The sequence below is a fragment of the Burkholderia sp. NFPP32 genome (assembly GCF_900119325.1).
In the GTDB taxonomy this organism is placed as follows: Bacteria; Pseudomonadota; Gammaproteobacteria; order Burkholderiales; family Burkholderiaceae; genus Burkholderia; species Burkholderia pyrrocinia_C.
Genome location: NZ_FPJP01000013.1, coordinates 30,619 through 51,871, shown reverse-complemented (window position 1 = coordinate 51,871; position 21,253 = coordinate 30,619). Strand labels below are relative to the sequence as shown.

Here is a 21,253-nt window from a genome sequence, read left to right as displayed (position 1 = left end):
GGACAGCGCCGCGGCCGGGCGGCTCATGCCGCGTCTCCCGCATAGACGAGCGTGCGCGACGGCGCGACGCGCAGCCGCAACCGTTCGCCTTCCGCGAATTCGCCGGCCACGCGCGCCCAGATCGAACCGAACGGCGCGATCGCGCGGATCAGCGAATCGCGGCCGCCGTACTCGACCGTTTCGACCGTCGCGTCGAACGCGTTGTCGCCGGCGTCGTCCGCCCGCTCGATGTCGTCGGGGCGTAGCGCGACCACGACGTCCTTCGCGTCGAAGCCGGCCATCGGCACGCCCGCGAGACGCACGCCGCCGGCCGCGACGTTCACGCAGTCGCCGGCCATCCCTTCGAGCGTGAACGGCAGCACGTTGCGATAGCCCATGAAGCGCGCGACATGCAGGTTGTGCGGGCGCGTGTAGACGTCCTTCGGCGACGCGACCTGCTGCACGACGCCCTCCTTCATCACGACGATGCGGTCGGCCATCGACAGCGCCTCGTCCTGGTCGTGCGTCACGTAGATCGTCGCGCGTTCGAGCTGCGTGTGGATACGGCGGATCTCCGCGCGCATCTCGATGCGCAGCTTCGTGTCGAGGTTCGACAGCGGCTCGTCCATCAGCACGAGCGGCGGCTCGATGACGATCGCGCGTGCGATCGCGACGCGCTGCTGCTGCCCGCCCGACAACTGCCCGGGCAGCTTGCCTTCATGGCCGACGAGCTGCACGAGTTCGAGCGCCTGCTGCGCGCGCCGCCGCGTTTCCTGCTTCGCCATGCCGCGCATCTTGAGGCCGAAGCCGACGTTGTCGAGCACCGACATGTGCGGAAACAGCGCGTAGTTCTGGAACACCATCCCGAAGCCGCGGCGCTCGGGCGGCAGCACGTCGATGCGCGTGTCGTCGAGCCAGATGCCGCCGCTCGTGAGCGGCTGCAGCCCCGCGATGCAGTTCAGCGCCGTCGACTTACCGCAGCCCGACGGGCCGAGCAGCGCGATGAACTCGCCGCGCCGGATCTCGAGGTCGAGCCCGTCCAGCGCGGCGACCTGCGCGCCCTCCGCATTGGTGAAGCTGCGGGACACGCCGTCGAGCCGCAGCCGTTCGAAACTGTGCTTCATTGCGCGAACTCCATGCACACGGGCGCCGCGGCGCCCGCCGGTTCAAGCGTCATTTCGATTTCTGCGAACCGATCTCGCGATCCCACTTCTGGAACGCGGCGACCATCGCCTGCGCGCTGAGCGGCTGTACGTGCGGACGATCGGCGAGCAGCTTCGCGTATTCGGGTCGGCCGAACTTGCGGATCACCTCCTGGCTGTGCGCGGGTGCCATCTCGAGCGTCACGCCCTTCACCGCCGGGCCCGGATAGAAGTAGCCGTCGTCGTAGGTCATCGCCTGCTGCGCCGGTTCGAGCAGGAAGTTCATCAGCTTGAACAGCACGTCGAGCTTTTCCTTCGGCACGCCCTTCGGGATCACCATGTAGTGCGCGTCGTTGACCCACGTCATGTTGTCGAACGCCTGGACCCTGAACTCGGCCGGCACGATGCCGAGCGCGCGCGGGTTGAGATCCCAGCCGGTGACGGTCACGGTCATGTCGCGCGTGCCTTCGCCGAGCTCCTTCATCACGGCCGACGTGCCGCCCGGGTAGTACGGGACGCAGTCGTTCAATGCCTTCAGGAACGCCCAGGTCTTGTCCCAGCCGTTGATCGGGTCCTGCGGATTCTTGTCGCCGAGCACGTACGGCAGCCCCATCAGGAACGTGCGGCCGGGGCCCGAGTTCGCCGGGCGCGCGTAGATCAGCTTGTTCGGGTGCGCCTTGCACCACGCGAGCAGCTGGTCGGGCGTCTTCGGCGGGTTGCTCACCTTCGCCGGGTTGTATTCGAGCAGCGGGCCGGCCGGCATGTAGGTGACGGCGAGGCCGAAGCCCTGCGCGAGATCCTGCATCTTGCGCGGGCCGGGCGCGTATTTGTCGAGCACGCCGGGGAACGCGGCCGCATCGTCGGGCAGCAGTTTCTGCCACAGGTTCTGTTCGATGCCGGCGGCCAGCGCGTCGGTGCCCGTCAGCACGAGGTCGATGTCGGAGCGCCCGGCCGCCTGCATCGCCTTGATCTTGCCCGGCAACTGCGGCGCCGGCGCGTTCGTGAACGTGACGTTCGATACGAGGTTCGGGTTCTTTTCCCTGAAGGCTTCGATGGCCTTCTGCGTGAGCTGTAGGTTGCCCGCGACGTCGACGATGTTCAGCGACACGGGCGCGGCAACGGCCGTCGCGGCCCCTGCCACCGTCAGCGTGAAGCCCAGCGCGACGGCAATCCGGCGGGCACGGCGCGCGATCGTGGTTGTGTTCATGTCTCCTCGCTTCGGTCGGTGGATGGGACCTTTCTTTCGGGAAATCATGACGGCGTTATACGATGTCGGTCAACAAAAAACCATGACGCGCGGGGCGGGACTTTCCCTGACAAAAACCCTTCTGCTATGTTGCAATTCAACAGGCCGAACAGATGCCAGGTGTGCTGCCGCAGTTTGAATGCAGCGTGTTAGGACATCGTATGTCGGCGTGAGGGGGCGGAATCAGGCCGGTGCGTCGGAACGCCCGGTCGGCGCGTTTCGTGGGAGGAATGCAACGTCGACCGGATATCCGGAAGAGGTATCGAGCCCGTGCAGGTTATCGGCGCGCGGTCATCAAGACAAGGCCGCAGAGAATGGCTGCGTGAGGCAGGGTTTCAACGGGACAGGGACAATTCCCAGACCGCACTGAAATACTCGGCCAGTTCCTCGCTCGTGACGCTGCCGTCGGCGACATCGACCATGAGGTCTTCGAGATCGGCAAGGCGAGGAATCGAGATACCTTGCCGCTCCATATACGTCAATGCGCAAGTGAGGCCGGTACGCTTGTTTGTTTGCATCATTAAACACATGGCCGCGCGCGATTGCGATGGCATAGGTCGCGGCAATACCGAACACGTCATCAAGGCCCGCGTAATGAACATGATTTTCGACGCGATGGAGAGCGGCCTCGACGCCGCCTCGGCCGGCATGAGCGAAACCGCTGAGGCCGCCGAGGTCCCGGATGATCTCGTCGTGAATGGTGATGACGTAATCGAGATCCAGCAAATCAGCGGTCCTTCAGCGCGATCAGAACGTCCCGGTGTTCGGTAATGACTTTTCGTGCTGCACGCAGCACGTCGCCTTTCTCGGTTTCGGTCGAAACCTTGACCTCCGTCGTGGGGCGAATGATCGTGCGAGGTTTCAGCTCGACTCCGTACAGCGTTTTCCTTTTGGGAGCCATGACAGATTTCCGATAAAAAATAATAGTAATCAGCCACTTATCCCGCATTGGCATGCGGCGGCGACACTTCGGCCAATCGTAGCACCCAACGAACCGCCTCAGAACGTCCGCGCAGGAAAACAATGCAGGCGTGTCAATCGATCAAATCGGCGCGGCTTTCGCCGAGCGCAACCACCTCGCCGATCAGCCGTTCCGCGTCATGCCACTCCCCATAGCCGGACGCCGGGTTCAAGTGCCCGACGTCGCCGAGATCGACGAGCTTGCTACCCCACCCGGCCGCCAGCGCCTCGACGCGTTCGAAGCGCGCGAGCGGATCGTTGCGGCTCGCGGCGACGAGGCTCGGGAACGGCAGCCGTGCGGTCGGCACGGGCGTCCAGCCGTGCGCATCGATCGCTTCGGGGGTTGGATAGCCGTCGGGCATCGGCGTATCGAGATCGGCCGGTGCAGCGAGCAGCGCGCCGTGGATCGCGCGCGTGGCCTGCCGCGCCCAGTGCACGGCGATCATCACGCCCGCGCTGTGCGCGACGAGGATCACGGGGCCGTCGATCTCGGCCAGCGCCGCGTCGAGCGCCCCGACGCGCGCGGCGCGGCTCAGTTTGTCGGCTTCCAGCGGCGCGACGGAGCGTGCGTTCGGCAGGCGCCGTTCGAGGTGCGTCTGCCAGTGGTCTTCGACGTGATCGCGCAAGCCGGGCACGATCAGGATGGTGGGCGTGGTCGCCAGGGTCATGCAGCCTCCGGGAGGGTTCAGGAAAGGTGTGTCGCGCGCCGTTCGCGTTCGACGCGCGCGAGATCGGCCGTGTAGCTCGCGCGTCCGATCGCGAACAGCACGGCGGCCGCGAGCGGCACGACGGGAATCCATTGCAGTGCGCCGACGAGCCCGGCGCGATCGGCGACCCACCCCGTCAGCAGCGGGCCCGGCGCCATGCCGAGCAGGTTGTTGGCGAGCGTGAGCGTCGCGAACGCCGATGCGTGGATCGCGGCCGGCGTCAGGTTCGCGACCATCGCGCCCGATGCGCCGGACGCGCCCGCGCCGACCAGCATGCCCGCGCAGATCAGCGCGAGCTGCAGCGGCCCGGGCGGCAGCCGGAACGCGACCGCGAGGCAGATGCCCGTCAGCACGCAATACGTGATCGCGGTCAGCCATTTGCGCGAACCGTCGGCGCGGCCGACGCGGTCGGTGACGATGCCGCAGCCGACCATCCCGACGCCCGCGAGCAGCACGAAGCCGGCCGCGAGCACGGCGGCACGGTCGGGCGCCATCGCGTAGTAGCGGTTCAGGTAGCTCGGCAGCCATGCGAACAGCGCGCCCGGCACGAACAGGTGCAGCCCGCTGCCGAGATACGCGCAGATCACCGAGCGCGACGCGAACAACCCGGACACCAGCGCACGCACGCTGCCGCGCAGGTCGCGCGGCGCATCGGCATCGCGCCGGCACGGCTCGACGCGGCAGGCAGCAAGCCTCCGTTCGGTCACCGCGCAGCGATACGCGGCGAGCAGCACGATGCCGAGCGCGGCCATCACGCCGAACGACCAGCGCCAGCCGAGATGCGCGCCGACCAGCCCGCCGAGCGCCATCCCGAACACGGAGCCGAACGCGCCGCCGGCCATGAACGCGCCGGTCAGCGTCGCGCGCAGGCGGGCCGGAAAGATGCTGAGGATCAGCGCAACGCCGACGCTGCCGTACGCGGCTTCGCCGAGCCCGACGAGGCCGCGCGCCACGAGCATTTCGGCGTAGTTGGTCGACAGCGCGCAGCCGAGCGTCGCGATGCTCCACAACGCGGCCATCAGCACGATGCTGCGCACGCGGCCGAAGCGATCGGCGAGCACCGACAGCGGAAACGTCAGCAGGCCGACCAGCAGCGCGACGACGCCGGACAGCGAACCGAGCTGCGTGTCCGACAGGTTCCACGCATGCTTGAGCAGCGGAAACACCGCGTTGAGCACCTGCCGCGACATGTAGTCCGACAGCAGCAGGCCGACGGTCAGCCCGAACACGAGCCACGCGTACGCAGGCGCGCGCCGCTCGGTGGCCGTCAGACTCTGCAGCGACGGCTCGACATGATGAATCAACATGCGTGTCTCCTCCGGCACCGGCGCGATAACGCGCCGGCGCGGCTTGCGCGGCCCCGCTCCGTTCGGCGGAGCTTGCCTCGCGCGCTGCGCGAGGGTGGGTGCCGCACCACATCGATCGGCGGGCGGCGCTCGCGGGCCGCCCGGATGCGCCGCGCGTCAGGCCGCGCGCAGCGGCACGCTCACCTGGCCCGGCCGGCGGTTCGGCGCCATCCCGAGCTGCGCGAGCGTTTCGTCGATACCGTCGTACTGCACGCCGATCCGGTAGATCGCCTTCGCTTCCTTGCCGGTCGCGATGTCGCGGCCGAGTTCGCGCGCGATGCGCGCGCACTGCTCGACCTGCTGCACCGACGTCATCCGGTTGCCCTTCTGGTCGATGATCGTGTCCTCGATCCCGCAGCGCGGATGCAGGCCCAGCGCCATCGCGATCGTGTTGATCGGCAGCACGTTCTTCATCAGCGATTCGAGCGTGATGCACGCACCGTCCGGGCAGCGCCGCACGAATTCCATGAAGTTGTACGGATTCGGGCCGTCGAAGCCGCCGCCGATGCCGACCCACGTGACGTTCAGCGGACCGCGATAGACGCCGCGGCGGATGATCCGTTCGAGCGTTTCTAGCGCGTGCATGCCGGTGAGCTGGAAATGCGGCTGGATGCCGGCCGCCTGCAGGCGCCGCAGGTGTTCGTCGACCCAGCCGGGGCCGGCCGGCACGGTCATCTCGCGGTACGCGTCCCAGTACGCGGTTTCGTTCAGCGACGTGCCGGCGATGTCGTTGCGGTTCATCAGCTCGGTGATGTTCATCTGCACGGTGTTGATCGCGACCGTCACCTGGTCGGGCTTCGGGCTCAGCTCGGCGAGCATGTGCCGCGTGTCGTCGGACAGCCATTTCGCTTCCGCGCCGTCGCCTTCCGGCGCGAACGAGATCGAGCCGCCCACCTGCAGGATCATGTCGGGCACGGCTTCGCGCAGCCGGCCGAGCAGTTCGTTGAACTTCGACAGCCGCTTGCTGCCCTTGCCGTCGAGCTCGCGCACATGCAGGTGCAGCACCGTCGCGCCCGCGTTGTAGCAGTCGACGGCCTTCTGCACGTGCTCGTCCATCGTCACCGGAATGTCTTCCGGAAAATCGGCGGGCATCCATTCGGGGCCGTACGGCGCGACCGTGATGACTACCTTGTCCTGGTTTTCCGGGTGCAGCGAATCGTCGAGAAATTGCATGTCGTCCTCCAGTGGAAATCGTTGTATTCGGGTTGTGTCCGAGCGTACGGGCGTGCGTATCCCGCCGCGTCGGGCGGCGGGCCCGGCGCGTTGCATGGGGTTGCGAATCGGTTAAGGTGCGGGCGCGCTCAGAACGGTACGTCGCCGACGATGCCCGCGCGCTCCATCCTGCGAACGCACGGCGGGTAGTCCATCACCGCGTAATGCTGGGTGCTGCGGTTGTCCCAGATCGCGACGCTGTTTTTCTTCCAGCGCCAGCGCACCTGGTATTCGGGGATAGTGGCCTGGCTGATCAGGTATTGCAGCAACTGGCCTGCGCCTGGGTTCGCGTCCTGCCCGAAACGCACGCGCTCCGGCGTGTGGAAATTCGTGAAGTGCGTCGCGAACGCATTCACGTACAGCACCTTCTCGCCGGTTTCGGGATGCGTGCGCACGACCGGATGCTCGGCGTCCGGATACTGCGCCTTCAGCGCGAGGCGCTTGTCGATCGGCATCGCCGCGCCGAAGCTCGCCTCGATGCTGTGGCGCGCGCGCAGCCCGTCGATCTGCTGCTTCACGTGTTCCGGCAGGCGCTCGTACGCGAGCACCATGTTCGCCCACATCGTGTCGCCGCCGACCGGCGGACCCTCGATGCAGCGCAGCACGCAGCCGAACGGCGGCGCCACGCGCCAGCTCGCATCGCTGTGCCACGCATTCTCGTAGCGGTCGTTCGGCTGGTCGGGCGACTTGTAGATCCGCACGAGCCCCGGGTGCTCGGGATCGCTGCCGGCGACCGGATGATCCTCGAGTTCGCCGAAGCGCCGCGCGAACGCGACGTGCTCGGCGCGCGTGATGTCCTGGTCGCGCAGGAACAGCACGCGATGCCGGAGCAACTGCGCGCGGATCTCCGCGAACAGGCCGTCGTCGTGCACGGCGTCGGCGAGGCTCACATCCAGCAGTTCCGCGCCGATCGCGCAGGTCAGGGGTTCGACTCGCATGCGCGCCTCCTCAGACGATGAACACCGACGAACCGGTCGTCTTGCGCGATTCGAGATCGCGGTGCGCCTGCGCGGCATCCTGCAGCGCATAGCGCTGGTTGATCTCGATCCGGATGCGGCCGGCCGCGACATGCGCGAACAGTTCGCCGGCCAGGTCGTTCTTCTCGGCCGGGTCGGCGATGTAGTCGGCCAGCGCCGGGCGCGTCAGGTACAGCGAGCCCTTCATCGCGAGGCGTTGCGGATCGAACGGCGGGATCGGGCCCGACGCGGTGCCGACGCACACCATCAGTCCGCGCCGCTTCAGCGAATCGAGCGAGCCTTCGAAGGTGTCCTTGCCGACGCTGTCGAACACGACGTCGACGCCCGCGCCATCCGTCAGTTCGCGCACGCGTTTCGCGACATCCTCGCGGCTGTAGTCGATCGTATGGTCGCAGCCGTGCGCGCGGGCGATATCGGCCTTGTGTTCGCTGGACACGGTGCCGATCACCGTGAGCCCGAGCAGCTTCGCCCATTGCGACACGATCAGCCCGACGCCGCCGGCGGCCGCGTGCAGCAGCAGCGTGTCGCCCGGCGCGAACGCGTGGATGCGGCGCAGCAGGTACGCCGACGTCAGCCCGCGCATCGTCATCGCCGCGGCGGTGTCGCACGCGATGCCGGCCGGCAGCCGGATCAGCGGCGCGGCCGGGATCAGCCGTTCGGTGCCGTACGCGCCGAGCGTGTTGATGAAGCCCGTATAGGTCACGCGATCGCCGGCGGCGACGTTCGTCACGCCGGGGCCGACGGCTTCGACCACGCCGGCCGCCTCGACGCCGATGCCGGACGGCAGCGGCACCGGATACAGGCCGCTGCGGAAATAGGTGTCGGCGAAGTTCAGGCCGACCGCCTCGTGCCGCAGGCGCACCTGGCCGGGGCCCGGATCGCCGACGTCGACTGCTTCCCAGCGCAGCACGTCGGGGCCGCCGGTTTCGTGGAATCGCACTGCATGTGCCATCTTGTTCTCCGTATGGTGTCAGTCGGATGCGCGTCGCGCATCGTCGGGTTCGTTCGTGCCCGGCGGCGTCGCGGCTGCGCCGGCCGCCTGCGGCTCGTCCAGTTCGGCCCAGTCGGCGTCGGCCAGGTAGCGCCGCGCGGCCGGAAAAATCACGCCTTCCATCCGCCCCATCTGCTCGAACGCGCCGTGTGCATAGCGCGCGAGCGCCGTGTCGAACGCGGCCGACGGCAGCCCGTCCACGGCGATTCGCGCCAGTGCGTCGAGCGCTTGCGCGTCGCGCTGCCGCTGGCGGTCGAGTTCGTCCAGCTCGGCCGCGACGCACTCCGCACGGGCGCGCAATGCCGCGAACAGCCGCGCTTCGGCAGCCGTGCCGAAACGTGCGTGCTGCAGCGCGGCGAGCGACGCCAGCACATCCTGCGCGTCGACTGCTTGCCGCCGCGGCCCGTTCGCGGCATCGCCGCACGCCATCAGCGCTTGCAGCAGCACGCCGACCGCGCGATGCGCATCGAGGCAGCGGGCCATCACGCGCGCCTCGGCCGGCGAACGCTGCGACGTGCATACGAGCACCGGCACGCCGCTCGTCGCGAGCAGATGCTGGCGCCGCGCGCAGGTTGCCGCATCGGCATCGTGCGGCAGCGCCGCGACACAGATCAGGTCGCAGCCGAGCTCGCCGGCAAGTGTGCCGGGCGACGTGTCGCCGGCCGCCGGGTGGCCGGCCCCCGCAATCGCATGGGACAAGCCCTGCGCCCGGGCGGCGGCTTCCACTTTCGCACCGTGTTCCGGCAGCCGCGCTCCGGATAAACGCGAGTCCGGCGCGGCACCGGGCAGCACGAACGTGACCCGCGCGCCGACCGCACGGGCCAGTTCGAGCGCATGGCCGATCGCGTCGATGCCGCCGGGCGCGCCGTCGACCGTCACGAGCAGATGGCGGTACATCGCGCCGCTCCGCTTATCCGGCGGTCGACGCACTGCACAGCGCGCCGGTCGATACGATCTTCATGGGTGCCCTCCTCGTGGTGTTCGTCATTCGTCATGCATCGGAACCCATGCTATCGGCACGGCGCCGGTGCGGCCCCACTCGTCGCGGGGGGGATTGACGCGCGAACGCGGTTCGGCCGATCCTTCCCCCCACGCCCACCCCGGACGCTGGCCCGCACGGCACCGCCGGATTCCGACTGCTGCCCCGATGGCCCACCCACCCGATCGCACCGACGCGCCCCCCACCGAACTGGTCCTGAAGACGACCGCGCCGCGCGTGCCGGCGCAGTTGCTCGCCCGCGCGCGGCTGAGCCTCGCCGCACCGGCGTTCGACGGCCGTCCGGTCACGCTCGTGCAGGCGCCGGCCGGCTACGGCAAGACGTCGCTGCTCGCGCAATGGCGCCGCGAATACCTCGCGCTCGGCCGCGCGGTCGTGTGGCTGTCGGCCGACGAGCGCGACGACGCGCCGCGGCTGCTGCAGGGGCTCGTGCAGGCGGTGCGCACCGGCTGCGCGCGGCCCGGCTTCGGGCGCCTGATCCCGGGCGGCGCGGCACGCGCGCTGGACGGCCTGACCGCGTGGCTGGCCGAGGTCGCGCAACTGTCGATCGACGCGCTGCTGATCGTCGACGACGCGGAGCGGCTGCCGGCCGCCGGCCTCGACGCGCTGACCTACGTGCTGCACAACGCGCCGCAAAACCTGCGTGTGGTCGTCGCGGCGCGGCGCGGGCTCGATCGCGCGGCCGGCGACCTGCTCGCCGGCGGGCAATGCACGCTCGCGGGCCCCGACTGGCTGCGCTTCACGCTCGACGAGACGATCGCGCTGGTCGGCGCGCGCTTCGCGCAGCGCGTCGACGCCGATGCGTGCGCGCGGCTGTTCGAACGCGTCGACGGCTGGCCGCTCGGGCTGCAACTCGCGATGGCCGCGATGGCGCGCTCGGCCGATCCGCGCCAGGCGGTCGACGCGCTCGCCGCACGTGTGGACGGCACGCGCGACCGGCTCGTGGAACTACTGCTCGCGAACCTGTCGGCCGACGACACCGCGTTCCTGACGCGCACGAGCGTCGCCGATCGCCTGCATCCGTCGCTGTGCGCCGCGCTGCTCGACGACGCAGGCGCGCCCGACCGGCTCGCGCGGCTCGCGCGCGACACGCCGCTGTTCATTGCATCGGACGATTCGGACTGGTGCCGGCTGCATCCGCTCGTGCGCGACACGCTGCGCGACCGCCTGGCCGCGGGCCCGGACGCGGAGCGCAGCGTGCTGCATGCGCGCGCGGCCGCGTGGCTCGACGCGCACGGGATGACCGAGGAAGCCGCGCGCCACGCGTATGCGGCCGGCCAGGTCGAGACCGCGTATGCGCTCGCGCAGCGCTGCCTCGAGGATGCGATCAAGCAGGGCCGCATCAACGACGTGCTCGACTGGCTCGCACTGCTGCCCGACGCGGAGCTCGACAAGCGCCCGACGCTGCGGATCGCGGTCGCATGGGCGCTGGCGCTCGGCGAGCGCCATGTCGAGGCGCAGCGCCAGATCGCGGGCATCCTGGCCGACTCCGGCACGCCGGCCGCGATGCGCTACGAATGCGCGCTGATCCTCAGCGCGGCCGCGTATTACGCCGATGAAATCGATCGCTTCGTCGAACTGTTCGAACCGTGGGCCGACTTCACGCCGCCGGCGGCGACGTGGCTCGCGCAGATGCATGCGAACCGGCTGTCGGCGCGCGCGATCATCGTCGGCGAACCGGCGCAGGCGCGCCGCTTCCAGCAGGCCGCGCCGCGCGGCGAGACGGCGGCCGGGTTCGGCTACGTCGCGCGCTGGGGCGAGCTGATCACGGGCCTGAGCTACCTGCGCGAAGGCCAGATCCGGCTCGCGGACGACGCGCTGTCGCCGGCGCTGGCGCGCGCGGAAGCCGATCTCGGCCGCCGCCATCCGCTGACCTGCATGCTCGCGGCCATGTGCGCGGCGATCGCCTACGAGGCCGACCGCGTCGACCAGGCCGCCGCGCTGCTCGCGAACCGGCTCGACGTGCTCGAACACGCGGGCACGCCCGACACCGTGCTGCTCGGCTATCGCACCGCCGCGCGCATCGCGCTGCTGCGCGGCGTCGAGCACCGCGCGATCGACCTGCTCGAGGCACTCGACGCAATGGGCGTTGCGCGCCGGCTGCCGCGCCTGTCGGTCGCGAGTCTCGCCGAGCAGGTGCGGATTCACGCGGCGCGCTATCGCGAGGCGACCTGCCATGCGCTCGTCGAGCGCATCGACGCGATCGCCGCGGCCGAGTTTCCGTCGCACGGGCCGCTGTGGCGGCGCCCCGTCGTGCTGCTGCAGGCGACCGCGCATGCCGGCGCGGCGCTCGCCGCGCGCCGCTGGGACGACGCAAGCGCCGCGCTCGACGAAGCGGCCGTGCTGGCCCGCGAAATGAGCATGGGGCGCGAGCGCATCGAGATCATGGCACTCGGCGCGTTCGCGCTCGAACAGTCGGGCGGCAGCGGCCGCGCACTGCTCGACGAGGCGATGAACCTCGCGGACATGTTCGGGCTCACGCGCACGCTTGCCGACGCGCATCCGGCCGTTGCCGACTGGGCCCGCCGCGTCGGAGACGAGGCGGCCGCCGGCGACGGCCCCGCGCGGCACGCGCTGCCGCAGCCGCGCATCGTGCCGCCCGCGCCGCGCGGCGCGGGCAGCCCGCGCGCGGTGCCGAGCGTCGTGCTGACGCCGAAGGAGCGCGCGATTCTCGAATTGCTCGCGCGCAACCTGTCGAACAAGGAGATCGCGGTCGCGCTCGCCGTCGGCGAGGAAACCGTGAAGTGGCACCTGAAGAACCTGTTCGGCAAGCTCGACGCCAGCTCGCGCAAGCATGCGGTGCGCCGCGCACTGGTGCTCGGGCTGCTCGAAAGCGCACCTTGACGCTGGCCTGAAACGGCCTGTTCCGCCCGCATTGCGGCGTCGTTCGTCGTTGCAATAGCTGCGGCCATTGCGCCTCCTCTCGCCTTGCACGCGCCCAAAGGAAGACCCGTTGAGGGACGGGCGGAAAGGCATGTTCGCCAGCCTGTTTTCAGCGTGAACAGGCCCTGACCGCCCTTCGATTCTCCGCAACCCTGCCCCCCGCGCATGGGGGGGAGCGGCCGCCCGCCGTTGCGTAGTCTTTCCGCACGGCTCGCGCCGGCGTCGCATGTGTCGCCTTCCCGCCTGCCCCGATGCTTCCCCGCTTCACCCGGCCGGGCTCGATCCCGGCCGGTCCAATACGACCCTGGAGACTTCATGAAGACGAAACTGGCCGCGCTCGCGGCGCTTGCCGGCTGTTCGGCGCTCGCTCACGCGCAATCCTCCGTCACGCTCTACGGCGTGGTCGACACGGGCCTGCTTTACCAGAGCACGTCGGCCGCGTCGTTCAGCCCGACCGCGCCGAATACCGGCAAGGTGTTCCGCATGAAGGGCGGCGGCATCTATTCGAGCTTCTGGGGCATCAAGGGAAGCGAGGACATCGGCGGCGGCTACAAGATCAACTTCAAGCTGCAGGGTTCGTTCGACAGCGGCACCGGCAAGCTGCAACTGAGCGACACGCCGGGCGCCGTCGCGATCTTCAACCAGGTCGCGTCGCTCGGCGTGTCGGGGCCGTTCGGCGCGTTCACGGCCGGCCGCCAGATCGTGCCGATGATCTACGCGATGGCCGACACCGACGTGCGCAACGCGCAGTTCTTCGGCAGCGTGCTGACCGCGTGGCTCGGCCTGAACACCGCGGCCGGCTGGCCGGGGACCAGCACCAACGGCGCGATCGGCGCGCTGTACGACAGCAATGCGCTCGTCTACCAGTCGCCGACGTTCGCGGGCGCGTCGATCGCGCTCGAATACGCGCCGGGCGGCGTCGCCGGGCAGTTCCAGGGAGGCACGCGCGAATCGGTCGTGCTCAAGTACTCGAATTACGGGCTGAACGCGTCCGCGCTCTACTACAACGGCCACGACACGAACCCCGCGCCGGGCGCCGCACCGACCGGCGTCGACAACAACCGCTTCGTCTACGTCGGCGCGAAATACACGATCCGCGATTTCTCGGTGTCGGCGTCGTACGGCAACGGCAGGAATCCCGCGCACGCGGACCGCGTGAACCTCGACATGCTGTCGGCAGGCGTCGGCTACCGCTTCACGCCCGCGCTGCAGGTCACCTCCGCCGTGTACTACCTGAAGGACCGCAACCGTTCCGAGAACCGCTCGACGGCGGTCGTGCTCGCGGCCGACTACAGCCTGTCGAAGCGGTCGATGGTGTATGCGCAGGTCGGCCGCGTGAACAACCGCGGCACGATGGGCCAGATGCTCGTGTACGGGCAGCCGGTCGCGCCGGGTGTCGGCACCACGGCCGCGATGGTCGGGCTGCGGCACAACTTCTGACGATGCGATGACCTGACGCGGAACGAACCAGGCGGCGCTCGGGTGCGATTCGCGGCCGCGGCCTGCATCGATTCCGGGGATCGGCTACAGTGGGCGTTTTTCGGCGCGCTCCGGCGCCGTCGCCGCACCGCGGACCGTGCGCGAGCGCGGCGGCACGGCGGAGCGCGGATCACCCACCTCGTCGACGAGCGAACTTCCATGCCCGACCTGTCCGCCTTCCCGATCACGCAAAAGTGGCCGGCCCAGCATCCCGACCGTCTCCAGCTCTACTCGCTGCCGACACCGAACGGCGTCAAGGTGTCGATCATGCTCGAGGAAACCGGCCTGCCGTACGAGCCGCACCTCGTGCGCTTCGACACGAACGACCAGTTGTCGCCCGCGTTCCTGTCGCTGAACCCGAACAACAAGATTCCGGCGATCATCGATCCGAACGGCCCCGACGGCAAGCCGCTGCCGCTGTTCGAATCGGGCGCGATCCTGATCTATCTCGCGGACAAGACCGGCCAGCTGATCCCGAAGGATCTCGCCGGCCGCTACGAGACGATCCAGTGGGTGATGTTCCAGATGGGCGGCATCGGCCCGATGTTCGGCCAGGTCGGCTTCTTCCACAAGTTCGCCGGCCGCGACTACGAGGACAAGCGCCCGCGCGACCGCTACGTCGACGAGTCGAAGCGCCTGCTCGCCGTACTCGACGCGCATCTCGCGAACCGCAAGTGGATGATGGGCGACACGTACACGATCGCCGACATCGCGATCTTCCCGTGGGTGCGCAACCTCGTCGGCTTCTACGAAGCGGGCGATCTGGTCGGCTTCAGCGAATTCCGGCACGTCGCGCGGGCACTCGACGCGTTCGTCGCGCGTCCGGCCGTCGCGCGCGGGCTCAATATCCCGGCACGCAGCTGACCGGCGACGCGGGCGCGCCGTGTGCGGCCCGCGATAATCCGCGCAGCCCGCCGCATTGCGCGGCGGGTGTCGCTTCCTTCCGTTCGGCGCGTTCGCGGCCGCCGTTCGCTGTTTGCCGATGCTACTTCCCGCCCGACCCTTCCGGTCGTTCCGGCGCCCCGTCGGCCAGCCCCGCCAGCAACTTTCCCAGCAATTGCGACAACTGCGCCTGTTCCGCGTCCGACAACGCGGCCAGCAGCGCACGCTGATTGTCGATATGCGCGACGACCGCTTCGTCGATCAGCGCGCGGCCGGTTTCCGTCAGCGCGACGAGCGTGCCGCGCCCGTCGGCGGGGTTCGGCCGGCGCTCGACCCAGCCGGCCTTCTGCAGCCGGTCGATGCGCGCGGTCATCCCGCCCGACGACATCATCAGCGCGTCGTACAGCGCCGTCGGTGTCAGCGCGAACGGCGCGCCACCGCGCCGCAGCGTGGCGAGCACGTCGAATTCGCCCGGCTGCATCCCGTAGCGCGCAAACAGCGGATTGAGACGGTCGCGCGCGATCACCAGCGCGGCTTCCTGCAATCGGCCCATCACGACCATCGACGAAGCGTCGAGATCCGGACGCTCCGCGCGCCATTGCGCGAGCGCATGCGCGGCTCGATCCATTAACCCTCCTCGGCTCACCAGTTATCTTGACGTCGAGATAAATCGGCGTTTATCTTGATATCGAGATACTTTACATGAAAACGCACGGCACCCGGACGGATGCCGTGCACCGATACCGAGGGCCTGTCGATGAATCGCTTCACTTCCCCCGGATGGCGGCTCGCCGCCATCGTGCTCGTCGGGCTGAACCTGCGGCCGGCGCTCGCCGCCGTCGGCCCGCTGCTCGACATGATCCAGCGCGAGACCGGCATCGGCGACGGCGCGGCCAGCCTGCTGACGACGATCCCGATTCTGCTGATGGGGCTCGGTGCGCTGAGTGCGCGGCGCCTGCAGCGCGTGACGGGCATCGCGGGCGGCGTATGGCTCGGCGTCGCGCTGATCGGGCTGGCCTGCGTATCGCGCATCGGTGCGCAGCACGCGTGGCTGCTGCTCGCGAGCGCCTGTTGCGCGGGCGTCGGGATCGCGATGGTGCAGGCGCTGCTGCCCGGTTTCGTAAAGGCGCATTTCGCGACGCGCGTCGGCGGCGCGATGGGCGTCTATTCGACGTCGATCATGGGCGGCGCGGTGCTCGCGAGCGTCGTCGCGCCGTTTGCCGCGGCGCGCTGGGGCTGGCTCGCCGCGCTCGCGGGCTGGGCGCTGCCGGCCGCGGTGGCAGCGCTCGCATGGCCGCTGGCCGGTCGCGGCGGCGATGCGCTCGCCGCCGGGCCGGCTTCGGCGTCGGCTGAGCAGCCGTCGCGTTCGCCGCGCGCATGGCGGCTCGCGCTGTTCTTCGGGATCGCGACGGGCGCGTACACGCTGGTGCTCGCGTGGCTGCCGCCGTACTACATGCGGCTCGGCTGGTCGCCGACGGCGGCCGGCAGCCTGCTCGGCGGCGTGACGCTCGCGGAAGTCGTCGCGGGGCTGACGATCTCGGCGGCGATCGACCGCCTGCCCGATCGCCGGCCCGCGCTGCATGCGGCGATCGCGTCGCTGTTCGTCGGGTTGCTGGCGGTGCTGGCCGCGCCCGAAGCGCTCGCCTTGCCGGCCGCGCTGCTGCTCGGCGCGGGAATCGGTGCGCTGTTTCCGCTGTCGCTGATCGTCACGGTCGACCATGCGGCGACGCCCGCCGACGCCGCAGCGCTGACGGGGTTCGTGCAGGGTGTCGGCTACCTCATCGCCGGGTTGTTTCCGTTCGCGGCCGGCGTCGTGCGCCAGCATCTCGCGGACCTGACGCCCGCGTGGGTGGCGATGGCGTGCCTGTGCGTCGTACTGTTCGCGCTGGCGGCGGGTTTTGCGCCGCGGCTCGCGCGGCGTGTTGCGAGTGCTTAGGCGGTCGGCCGCACGTCAGCCGCTCGTTTCCCGCTCCGACGGCAACCGTCGATAGGCACGCATCGCCGCAAATCGCACGCGTCTTCGTCGCACAGCCGGCACACCCGGATCGCGGGCTGCACGTCGTCGGCCAGTGCGCCGATCGGTTGTTCTCAGGTCGGCATGAGGCATGGGTTGCGAACACGGTTCGACCGTCATCGTGCGCGTGATGTCCGCGATCGCCGATCCGCGTGCGACGCGCACCTGCGCGAACGTCGTGCCGAACGCCGTCCGGCGCAATGTGCGATCAGCCCGCGCTCGCGTACAACGTCGAATCCGCGAACCCTTCGGCGTCGAGCACGCGCCCGATCAGGATCAGCGCGGTACGCTCGATCCGCGTGCCCTGCACCTTGCCGACGATGTCGGCGAGCGTGCCGGTCACGCGCTCTTCGTCGGGCCAGCTCGCGCGATAGATCACCGCGATCGGGCAATCGGCGCCGTAATGCGGCAGCACTTCGTCGACGATGCGCGCGAGATGGCGCACGCCGAGATGGATCGCGAGCGTCGCGCGGTGCGCGGCGAGCGAGCCGAGCGCTTCGCCTTCCGGCATCGTCGTCTTGCCCGCGAAGCGCGTGAGGATCACCGTCTGCGCCACGCCGGGCAACGTCAGTTCGATGCCGAGCGTCGCCGCGCATGCGGCCGTGGCCGTCACGCCCGGCACGATTTCGTACGGAATCCCGAGCGTCTTCAGCCGGCGGATCTGCTCGCCGATCGCACCGTACAGCGAAGGATCGCCCGAATGCACGCGCGCGACGTCCTGCCCTTTCGCATGCGCGGCGGCGAGCAGCGCGACGATCGCGTCGAGGTCGAGCTCGGCCGTATTGACGACCTGCTCCGCGCGATGGCCGTCGAGCACGGCCGCCGGCACCAGCGAGCCCGCATACAGGATCACCGGGCAGGTGCGCACGAGGCGTTGGCCCTTCACCGTGATCAGCTCCGGGTCGCCGGGGCCCGCGCCGATGAAATACACCGTCATCGAAAAATCTCCGTCAATTCGTTGGACGATCGGCCGCGCGACGTCACGCGCGTGCGGCCGGATCGAGTGCGTCGAGCAGCGCGGCGGCCGAGTCGAACGCGCGGTCGGCGTCGGGCAGCGGCGGCCGCCTCAGCATCACGACCGGCAGCCTGCGTTCGCGCGCGACGTCGAGCTTGGCCTCGGTGGCCGCACCGCCGCTGTTCTTGCTGACGACGACGTCGATCCCCATCAGCGCGAACAGCGCGCGCTCGCCGTCGAGCGTGAACGGCCCGCGCGCGGCGACGATCTGCGCGCGCGCGTTGCCGGGATGCGGATCGAGGCAGCGCACGAGCCAGAACTGGTGCGGCGGGATCGCGTCGAGATGCGCGAGCGGCTCGCGGCCGAGCGTGAACAGCGGCCGCTTGAACGGCGCGAGCGCGGCCTCGATGCCGGCCCAGTCGTCGACCATTCGCCAGTCGTCGCCGGGTTGCGGCACCCATGGCGCGCGGCGCAGCGCCCACAGCGGCACGCCCGCGTCGCGCGTCGCGGCAGCCGCGTTCGCGCTGATTCGTGCGGCATACGGATGCGTCGCGTCGATCACGAGGCCGATGCCGGCGCCGCGCAGATACGCAGTCAATCCGGCAGCGCCGCCGAAACCGCCGACGCGCACGTCGCAGCGCAGGTCGTCGGGCACCTTGCCGAGGCCGGCCAGGCTATACACGTGATGCGGGCCGAGCGCGCGCGCGATTTTCAGCGCGTCGCCGGTGCCGCCGAGCAGCAGGATGCGCGCGCTCATCGCGCCTGCCCGACGAAGCGGCCTTGCCGGTCGATCGCGAACATCTCGACGGCCACCGAAGGCGGCACGATATCGCGCGCGACGCGCAGCGCCTGCGCGCAGACGAGATCGCCGAGCGGCACGCCCGCGGCCAGCGCGAGCTTCAGCGCCTCCTGGCTCGTGTTCGCGGCGCGCATCGCGGCCTGCAGCGCATCGCTCGCACCGGCCTCGGCCGCCCACTGCGCGAGCAGCGGCAGGTCGATGCTCGAATGGCGGCTGTGCAGGTCGAGGTGACCGGCCGCGAGCTTGCTGAGCTTGCCGAAGCCGCCGCACATCGACAGCCGCGCGACCGGCGCGCGCCGCAGATGCTTGAGCACCGCGCCCGCGAAATCGCCCATCTCGACCAGCGCCATGTCGGGCAGGTGGTAGTGCGCGCGCATCGCGTCCTCGCTCGTGTTGCCCGTGCACGCGGCGATATGCTGGATGCCGTTCGCGCGCGCGACGTCGATGCCCTGGTGGATCGACGCGATATAGGCCGAGCACGAGAACGGCCGCACGATGCCGGTCGTGCCGAGGATCGACAGCCCGCCGACGATGCCGAGGCGCGGGTTCATCGTCTTCAGCGCGAGCGCTTCGCCGCCTTCGACGCCGATCGTCACGTCGAAGCCGCCCGTGTAGCCGTGCTCGGCCGCCAGCGCGTCGAGGTGCGTCGTCATCATCCGGCGCGGCACCGGGTTGATCGCCGGTTCGCCGACCGGCAGCGTCAGCCCCGCACGCGTGACCGTGCCGACGCCCGGCCCCGCGTGAAAACGCACGCCGGGCGCCGCCGCGAGCGCGACGCGCGCGAAGATCAGCGCGCCGTGCGTGACGTCCGGATCGTCGCCGGCATCCTTGATCGTGCCGGCTTCGGCGCCGTCGGCCGTGATCCGGCAGAACTCGAGCCGCATCATCACGCGCTGCCCCTTCGGCAGCACGATCTCGACCGCATCGTCCGCGTGGCCCGCGAGCAGCAGGCGCGCGGCCGCGAGCGACGTCGCGGTCGCGCAGCTGCCGGTCGTATAGCCGAAGCGCAGCGGCGCGTGCTGTTCGGGGGTTTCGTCGCGCATCACGCGTCCATCGGGTTCGACGGCCCGGCCGCGTCGGGCTTGCGCACGTCGTACAGCGTGACCGGCAACGGCTGCCGCCAGGTATCGAAGCGGCCGAGCGGTTCGGCATGCGCGAGCGACACCCGCGTGAGCGTGCCGCCGTGCACATCGCGCCACGCGGCGAGCGCCATCTCGCCCTGCAGCGTGACCGCGTTCGCGACCAGCCGGCCGCCGGGTTTCAGCGACGACCAGCACGCGTCGAGCACGCCGGGCGCCGTCGCACCACCGCCGATGAAGATCGCATCCGGCGCGGCGAGCCCGGCGAGCGCATCGGGCGCGCGCCCCGCGACGAGTTGCAGGCCCGGCACGCCGAGCGCGTCGCGGTTGTGCTCGATGTAGCGCTGCCGCTCCGCATGCGCTTCGATCGCAATCGCCTGGCATGACGGATGCGCACGCATCCATTCGATGCCGATCGAGCCGCTGCCGGCGCCGACGTCCCACAGCAGCTCGCCGGGCGCGGGCGCGAGGCGCCCGAGCGTCATCGCGCGCAGGTCGCGCTTGGTGAGCTGGCCGTCGTGGCGGTACGCATCGTCGGGCAGGCCGGGCGTGAGCGCGCGGCGCGGCGCGTCGGGGCCGGCCTGGCAGTCGAGCGCGACGAGATTGAGCGCGGCCGTTTCGTCGACGCTCCAGTCCTGCGCGAGGCCGTCGACACGCCGCTCGAGCGGGCCGCCCAGATGTTCGAACACGCTGATGCGCGTCGGCCCGAAGCCGCGTGCGGCGAGTTCGGCCGCGACGGCGGCCGGCGTGCGGCCGTCGGCGCTCAGCACGAACAGGCGCCGACCCGGCAGCAGGTGGCGCGCGAGCGTCGCGAGCGGACGCCCGACGAGCGACACCGCGCCGATATCCTGCAGCACCCAGCCGAGGCGCGCGGCCGCGAGCGACAGCGACGACGGCGCGGGCAGCACGCGCCATTCGTCGGGGGAAAGCTCGCGCGCGAGCGTGGCGCCGACACCGAACAGCATCGGGTCGCCGCTCGCGAGCACGCAGACGGGCGACGGGCGACGCGCCAGCACGCCCGCGACGTCGAACGGCGACGGCCACGTTTCGCGCGCGGCCGGCAGCCGTGCGGGCAGCATGTCGAGATGCCGCTGCGCGCCGACGACGAGCGTCGCGTCGAGCAGCGCGCGCCGCGCTCTGCGTCCGAGCCCCGCGTAACCGTCGTCGCCGATGCCCACTACCGTCAGCCACGCCGTCATGCACCCTTCCCCATCGTTCGATTCCATCGTGTCGCCGCGCGGCCGAAAAAAGGCCGGCGCAGCCGTCCGCATTGCGAAAGACGGCATGGTACCGTGTTCCATCCCGCGTTTCACCTGCCGGCCCGCCGGCGCCGGGCCAACCCCCGCTTCGTCCGCCGAGAACGGCTTTCCGGTCGCGAGTCGCGGTCGAAATCGGGTATCCTACGGCCGTTCGTTCGCCGGTGCCCTTCGGGGCCGAAGAGGGAACACAGGGCGCGCCGCGCGCCGCTGTGGCTGCCCCCGCAACTGTAGACAGCGAGCCGATCTCCCCCTCACGCCACTGGTTCGACCGGGAAGGCCGGGAGCCGGCGCCGACCTGTCAGCCAGGAGACCTGCCGGCCAGAAAGTGCGTGCGTGCCAGTCGGCG

General features: G+C 70.2%; 19 protein-coding genes, 1 pseudogene and 1 riboswitch. Of the genes and pseudogenes, 4 read left to right on the top strand and 16 right to left on the bottom strand.

Annotated elements, in window-relative coordinates:
• Window positions 1-23: 23 nt before the first annotated feature.
• From BT264_RS22975 to BT264_RS22930, 11 genes and pseudogenes are all read right to left on the bottom strand, one after another.
• Window positions 24-1,103 (bottom strand): ABC transporter ATP-binding protein, encoded by a 1,080-nt coding sequence (locus tag BT264_RS22975; RefSeq protein WP_072441052.1) that lies wholly within the window; start codon window positions 1,101-1,103, stop codon window positions 24-26.
• A 49-nt stretch (window positions 1,104-1,152) separates the two neighbouring features.
• Window positions 1,153-2,328, bottom strand: a complete 1,176-nt coding sequence (locus BT264_RS22970) for an ABC transporter substrate-binding protein (RefSeq protein ID WP_072441050.1) — start codon at window positions 2,326-2,328, stop codon at window positions 1,153-1,155.
• Between the two features lie 374 nt (window positions 2,329-2,702).
• Window positions 2,703-2,885, bottom strand: a complete 183-nt coding sequence (locus tag BT264_RS40100; RefSeq protein ID WP_256260700.1) for a hypothetical protein — start codon at window positions 2,883-2,885, stop codon at window positions 2,703-2,705.
• Between the two features lie 46 nt (window positions 2,886-2,931).
• Window positions 2,932-3,093: pseudogene (locus BT264_RS40095) on the bottom strand (type II toxin-antitoxin system death-on-curing family toxin); the annotation flags it as partial.
• Window position 3,094: 1 nt separating this feature from the next.
• Window positions 3,095-3,268 (bottom strand): hypothetical protein, encoded by a 174-nt coding sequence (locus BT264_RS39300; protein ID WP_167347848.1) that lies wholly within the window; start codon window positions 3,266-3,268, stop codon window positions 3,095-3,097.
• A 133-nt stretch (window positions 3,269-3,401) separates the two neighbouring features.
• Window positions 3,402-3,995, bottom strand: a complete 594-nt coding sequence (locus BT264_RS22955) for an RBBP9/YdeN family alpha/beta hydrolase (protein ID WP_072441046.1) — start codon at window positions 3,993-3,995, stop codon at window positions 3,402-3,404.
• Window positions 3,996-4,012: 17 nt separating this feature from the next.
• Window positions 4,013-5,341 carry an MFS transporter gene (locus tag BT264_RS22950; RefSeq protein ID WP_072441044.1) on the bottom strand — a complete coding sequence of 443 codons (1,329 nt, stop codon included), beginning with the start codon at window positions 5,339-5,341 and terminating at the stop codon, window positions 4,013-4,015.
• Between the two features lie 156 nt (window positions 5,342-5,497).
• Entirely contained in the window at window positions 5,498-6,553 is a 1,056-nt protein-coding gene (locus BT264_RS22945) for a beta-keto acid cleavage family enzyme (RefSeq protein ID WP_072441042.1), read from the bottom strand.
• A gap of 128 nt (window positions 6,554-6,681) precedes the next feature.
• Window positions 6,682-7,530, bottom strand: a complete 849-nt coding sequence (locus BT264_RS22940) for a TauD/TfdA dioxygenase family protein (RefSeq protein WP_072441040.1) — start codon at window positions 7,528-7,530, stop codon at window positions 6,682-6,684.
• Window positions 7,531-7,540: 10 nt separating this feature from the next.
• Complete coding sequence (locus tag BT264_RS22935; protein ID WP_072441038.1) at window positions 7,541-8,521, bottom strand: quinone oxidoreductase family protein; 981 nt, start codon at window positions 8,519-8,521, stop codon at window positions 7,541-7,543.
• Window positions 8,522-8,539: 18 nt separating this feature from the next.
• The gene (locus BT264_RS22930; RefSeq protein ID WP_072441037.1) at window positions 8,540-9,457 is read right to left on the bottom strand and encodes a universal stress protein; all 918 of its coding nucleotides are present in this window, start codon (window positions 9,455-9,457) and stop codon (window positions 8,540-8,542) included.
• Between the two features lie 250 nt (window positions 9,458-9,707).
• Between BT264_RS22930 and BT264_RS22925 the strand changes: the two genes are divergently transcribed.
• The 3 genes from BT264_RS22925 (at window position 9,708) to BT264_RS22915 (ending at window position 14,783) form a co-directional block, all read left to right on the top strand.
• Window positions 9,708-12,401 (top strand): winged helix-turn-helix domain-containing protein, encoded by a 2,694-nt coding sequence (locus tag BT264_RS22925; RefSeq protein ID WP_072441035.1) that lies wholly within the window; start codon window positions 9,708-9,710, stop codon window positions 12,399-12,401.
• A 354-nt stretch (window positions 12,402-12,755) separates the two neighbouring features.
• Window positions 12,756-13,880 carry a porin gene (locus BT264_RS22920; RefSeq protein ID WP_072441033.1) on the top strand — a complete coding sequence of 375 codons (1,125 nt, stop codon included), beginning with the start codon at window positions 12,756-12,758 and terminating at the stop codon, window positions 13,878-13,880.
• Between the two features lie 198 nt (window positions 13,881-14,078).
• Window positions 14,079-14,783 (top strand): glutathione S-transferase N-terminal domain-containing protein, encoded by a 705-nt coding sequence (locus tag BT264_RS22915; RefSeq protein ID WP_072441031.1) that lies wholly within the window; start codon window positions 14,079-14,081, stop codon window positions 14,781-14,783.
• A gap of 121 nt (window positions 14,784-14,904) precedes the next feature.
• On the opposite strand, the gene BT264_RS22910 is transcribed toward BT264_RS22915, so the two are convergent.
• Window positions 14,905-15,429 carry a MarR family winged helix-turn-helix transcriptional regulator gene (locus BT264_RS22910; protein WP_072441029.1) on the bottom strand — a complete coding sequence of 175 codons (525 nt, stop codon included), beginning with the start codon at window positions 15,427-15,429 and terminating at the stop codon, window positions 14,905-14,907.
• Window positions 15,430-15,558: 129 nt separating this feature from the next.
• Between BT264_RS22910 and BT264_RS22905 the strand changes: the two genes are divergently transcribed.
• Complete coding sequence (locus BT264_RS22905; protein ID WP_072441375.1) at window positions 15,559-16,737, top strand: MFS transporter; 1,179 nt, start codon at window positions 15,559-15,561, stop codon at window positions 16,735-16,737.
• A 286-nt stretch (window positions 16,738-17,023) separates the two neighbouring features.
• On the opposite strand, the gene cobM is transcribed toward BT264_RS22905, so the two are convergent.
• The 4 genes from cobM to BT264_RS22885 are packed head-to-tail and all read right to left on the bottom strand — an operon-like array spanning window position 17,024 to window position 20,847.
• A complete protein-coding gene (gene cobM / locus BT264_RS22900; RefSeq protein WP_072441027.1) occupies window positions 17,024-17,752 on the bottom strand; it encodes a precorrin-4 C(11)-methyltransferase in 729 nt (242 codons plus the stop codon).
• Window positions 17,753-17,795: 43 nt separating this feature from the next.
• Entirely contained in the window at window positions 17,796-18,527 is a 732-nt protein-coding gene (locus BT264_RS22895; protein ID WP_072441025.1) for a cobalt-precorrin-6A reductase, read from the bottom strand.
• Entirely contained in the window at window positions 18,524-19,612 is a 1,089-nt protein-coding gene (locus BT264_RS22890) for a cobalt-precorrin-5B (C(1))-methyltransferase (protein ID WP_072441023.1), read from the bottom strand. Before BT264_RS22890 ends, BT264_RS22895 begins: the two co-directional genes overlap by 4 nt.
• On the bottom strand, window positions 19,612-20,847 hold the full coding sequence (locus tag BT264_RS22885; protein WP_072441372.1) for a bifunctional cobalt-precorrin-7 (C(5))-methyltransferase/cobalt-precorrin-6B (C(15))-methyltransferase: 1,236 nt from the start codon (window positions 20,845-20,847) through the stop codon (window positions 19,612-19,614). Before BT264_RS22885 ends, BT264_RS22890 begins: the two co-directional genes overlap by 1 nt.
• 202 nt (window positions 20,848-21,049) lie before the next feature.
• Window positions 21,050-21,241: riboswitch (cobalamin riboswitch) on the top strand.
• The last annotated feature ends 12 nt before the right edge of the window (window positions 21,242-21,253 follow it).

Coding starts and splice junctions, on each gene's coding strand:
- BT264_RS22975 (WP_072441052.1), bottom strand. CDS start 1,103: ATGAAGCACAGTTTCGAACGGCTGCGGCTCGACGGCGTGTCCCGCAGC.
- BT264_RS22970 (WP_072441050.1), bottom strand. CDS start 2,328: ATGAACACAACCACGATCGCGCGCCGTGCCCGCCGGATTGCCGTCGCG.
- BT264_RS40100 (WP_256260700.1), bottom strand. CDS start 2,885: ATGCAAACAAACAAGCGTACCGGCCTCACTTGCGCATTGACGTATATG.
- BT264_RS39300 (WP_167347848.1), bottom strand. CDS start 3,268: ATGGCTCCCAAAAGGAAAACGCTGTACGGAGTCGAGCTGAAACCTCGC.
- BT264_RS22955 (WP_072441046.1), bottom strand. CDS start 3,995: ATGACCCTGGCGACCACGCCCACCATCCTGATCGTGCCCGGCTTGCGC.
- BT264_RS22950 (WP_072441044.1), bottom strand. CDS start 5,341: ATGTTGATTCATCATGTCGAGCCGTCGCTGCAGAGTCTGACGGCCACC.
- BT264_RS22945 (WP_072441042.1), bottom strand. CDS start 6,553: ATGCAATTTCTCGACGATTCGCTGCACCCGGAAAACCAGGACAAGGTA.
- BT264_RS22940 (WP_072441040.1), bottom strand. CDS start 7,530: ATGCGAGTCGAACCCCTGACCTGCGCGATCGGCGCGGAACTGCTGGAT.
- BT264_RS22935 (WP_072441038.1), bottom strand. CDS start 8,521: ATGGCACATGCAGTGCGATTCCACGAAACCGGCGGCCCCGACGTGCTG.
- BT264_RS22930 (WP_072441037.1), bottom strand. CDS start 9,457: ATGTACCGCCATCTGCTCGTGACGGTCGACGGCGCGCCCGGCGGCATC.
- BT264_RS22925 (WP_072441035.1), top strand. CDS start 9,708: ATGGCCCACCCACCCGATCGCACCGACGCGCCCCCCACCGAACTGGTC.
- BT264_RS22920 (WP_072441033.1), top strand. CDS start 12,756: ATGAAGACGAAACTGGCCGCGCTCGCGGCGCTTGCCGGCTGTTCGGCG.
- BT264_RS22915 (WP_072441031.1), top strand. CDS start 14,079: ATGCCCGACCTGTCCGCCTTCCCGATCACGCAAAAGTGGCCGGCCCAG.
- BT264_RS22910 (WP_072441029.1), bottom strand. CDS start 15,429: ATGGATCGAGCCGCGCATGCGCTCGCGCAATGGCGCGCGGAGCGTCCG.
- BT264_RS22905 (WP_072441375.1), top strand. CDS start 15,559: ATGAATCGCTTCACTTCCCCCGGATGGCGGCTCGCCGCCATCGTGCTC.
- cobM (WP_072441027.1), bottom strand. CDS start 17,752: ATGACGGTGTATTTCATCGGCGCGGGCCCCGGCGACCCGGAGCTGATC.
- BT264_RS22895 (WP_072441025.1), bottom strand. CDS start 18,527: ATGAGCGCGCGCATCCTGCTGCTCGGCGGCACCGGCGACGCGCTGAAA.
- BT264_RS22890 (WP_072441023.1), bottom strand. CDS start 19,612: ATGCGCGACGAAACCCCCGAACAGCACGCGCCGCTGCGCTTCGGCTAT.
- BT264_RS22885 (WP_072441372.1), bottom strand. CDS start 20,847: ATGACGGCGTGGCTGACGGTAGTGGGCATCGGCGACGACGGTTACGCG.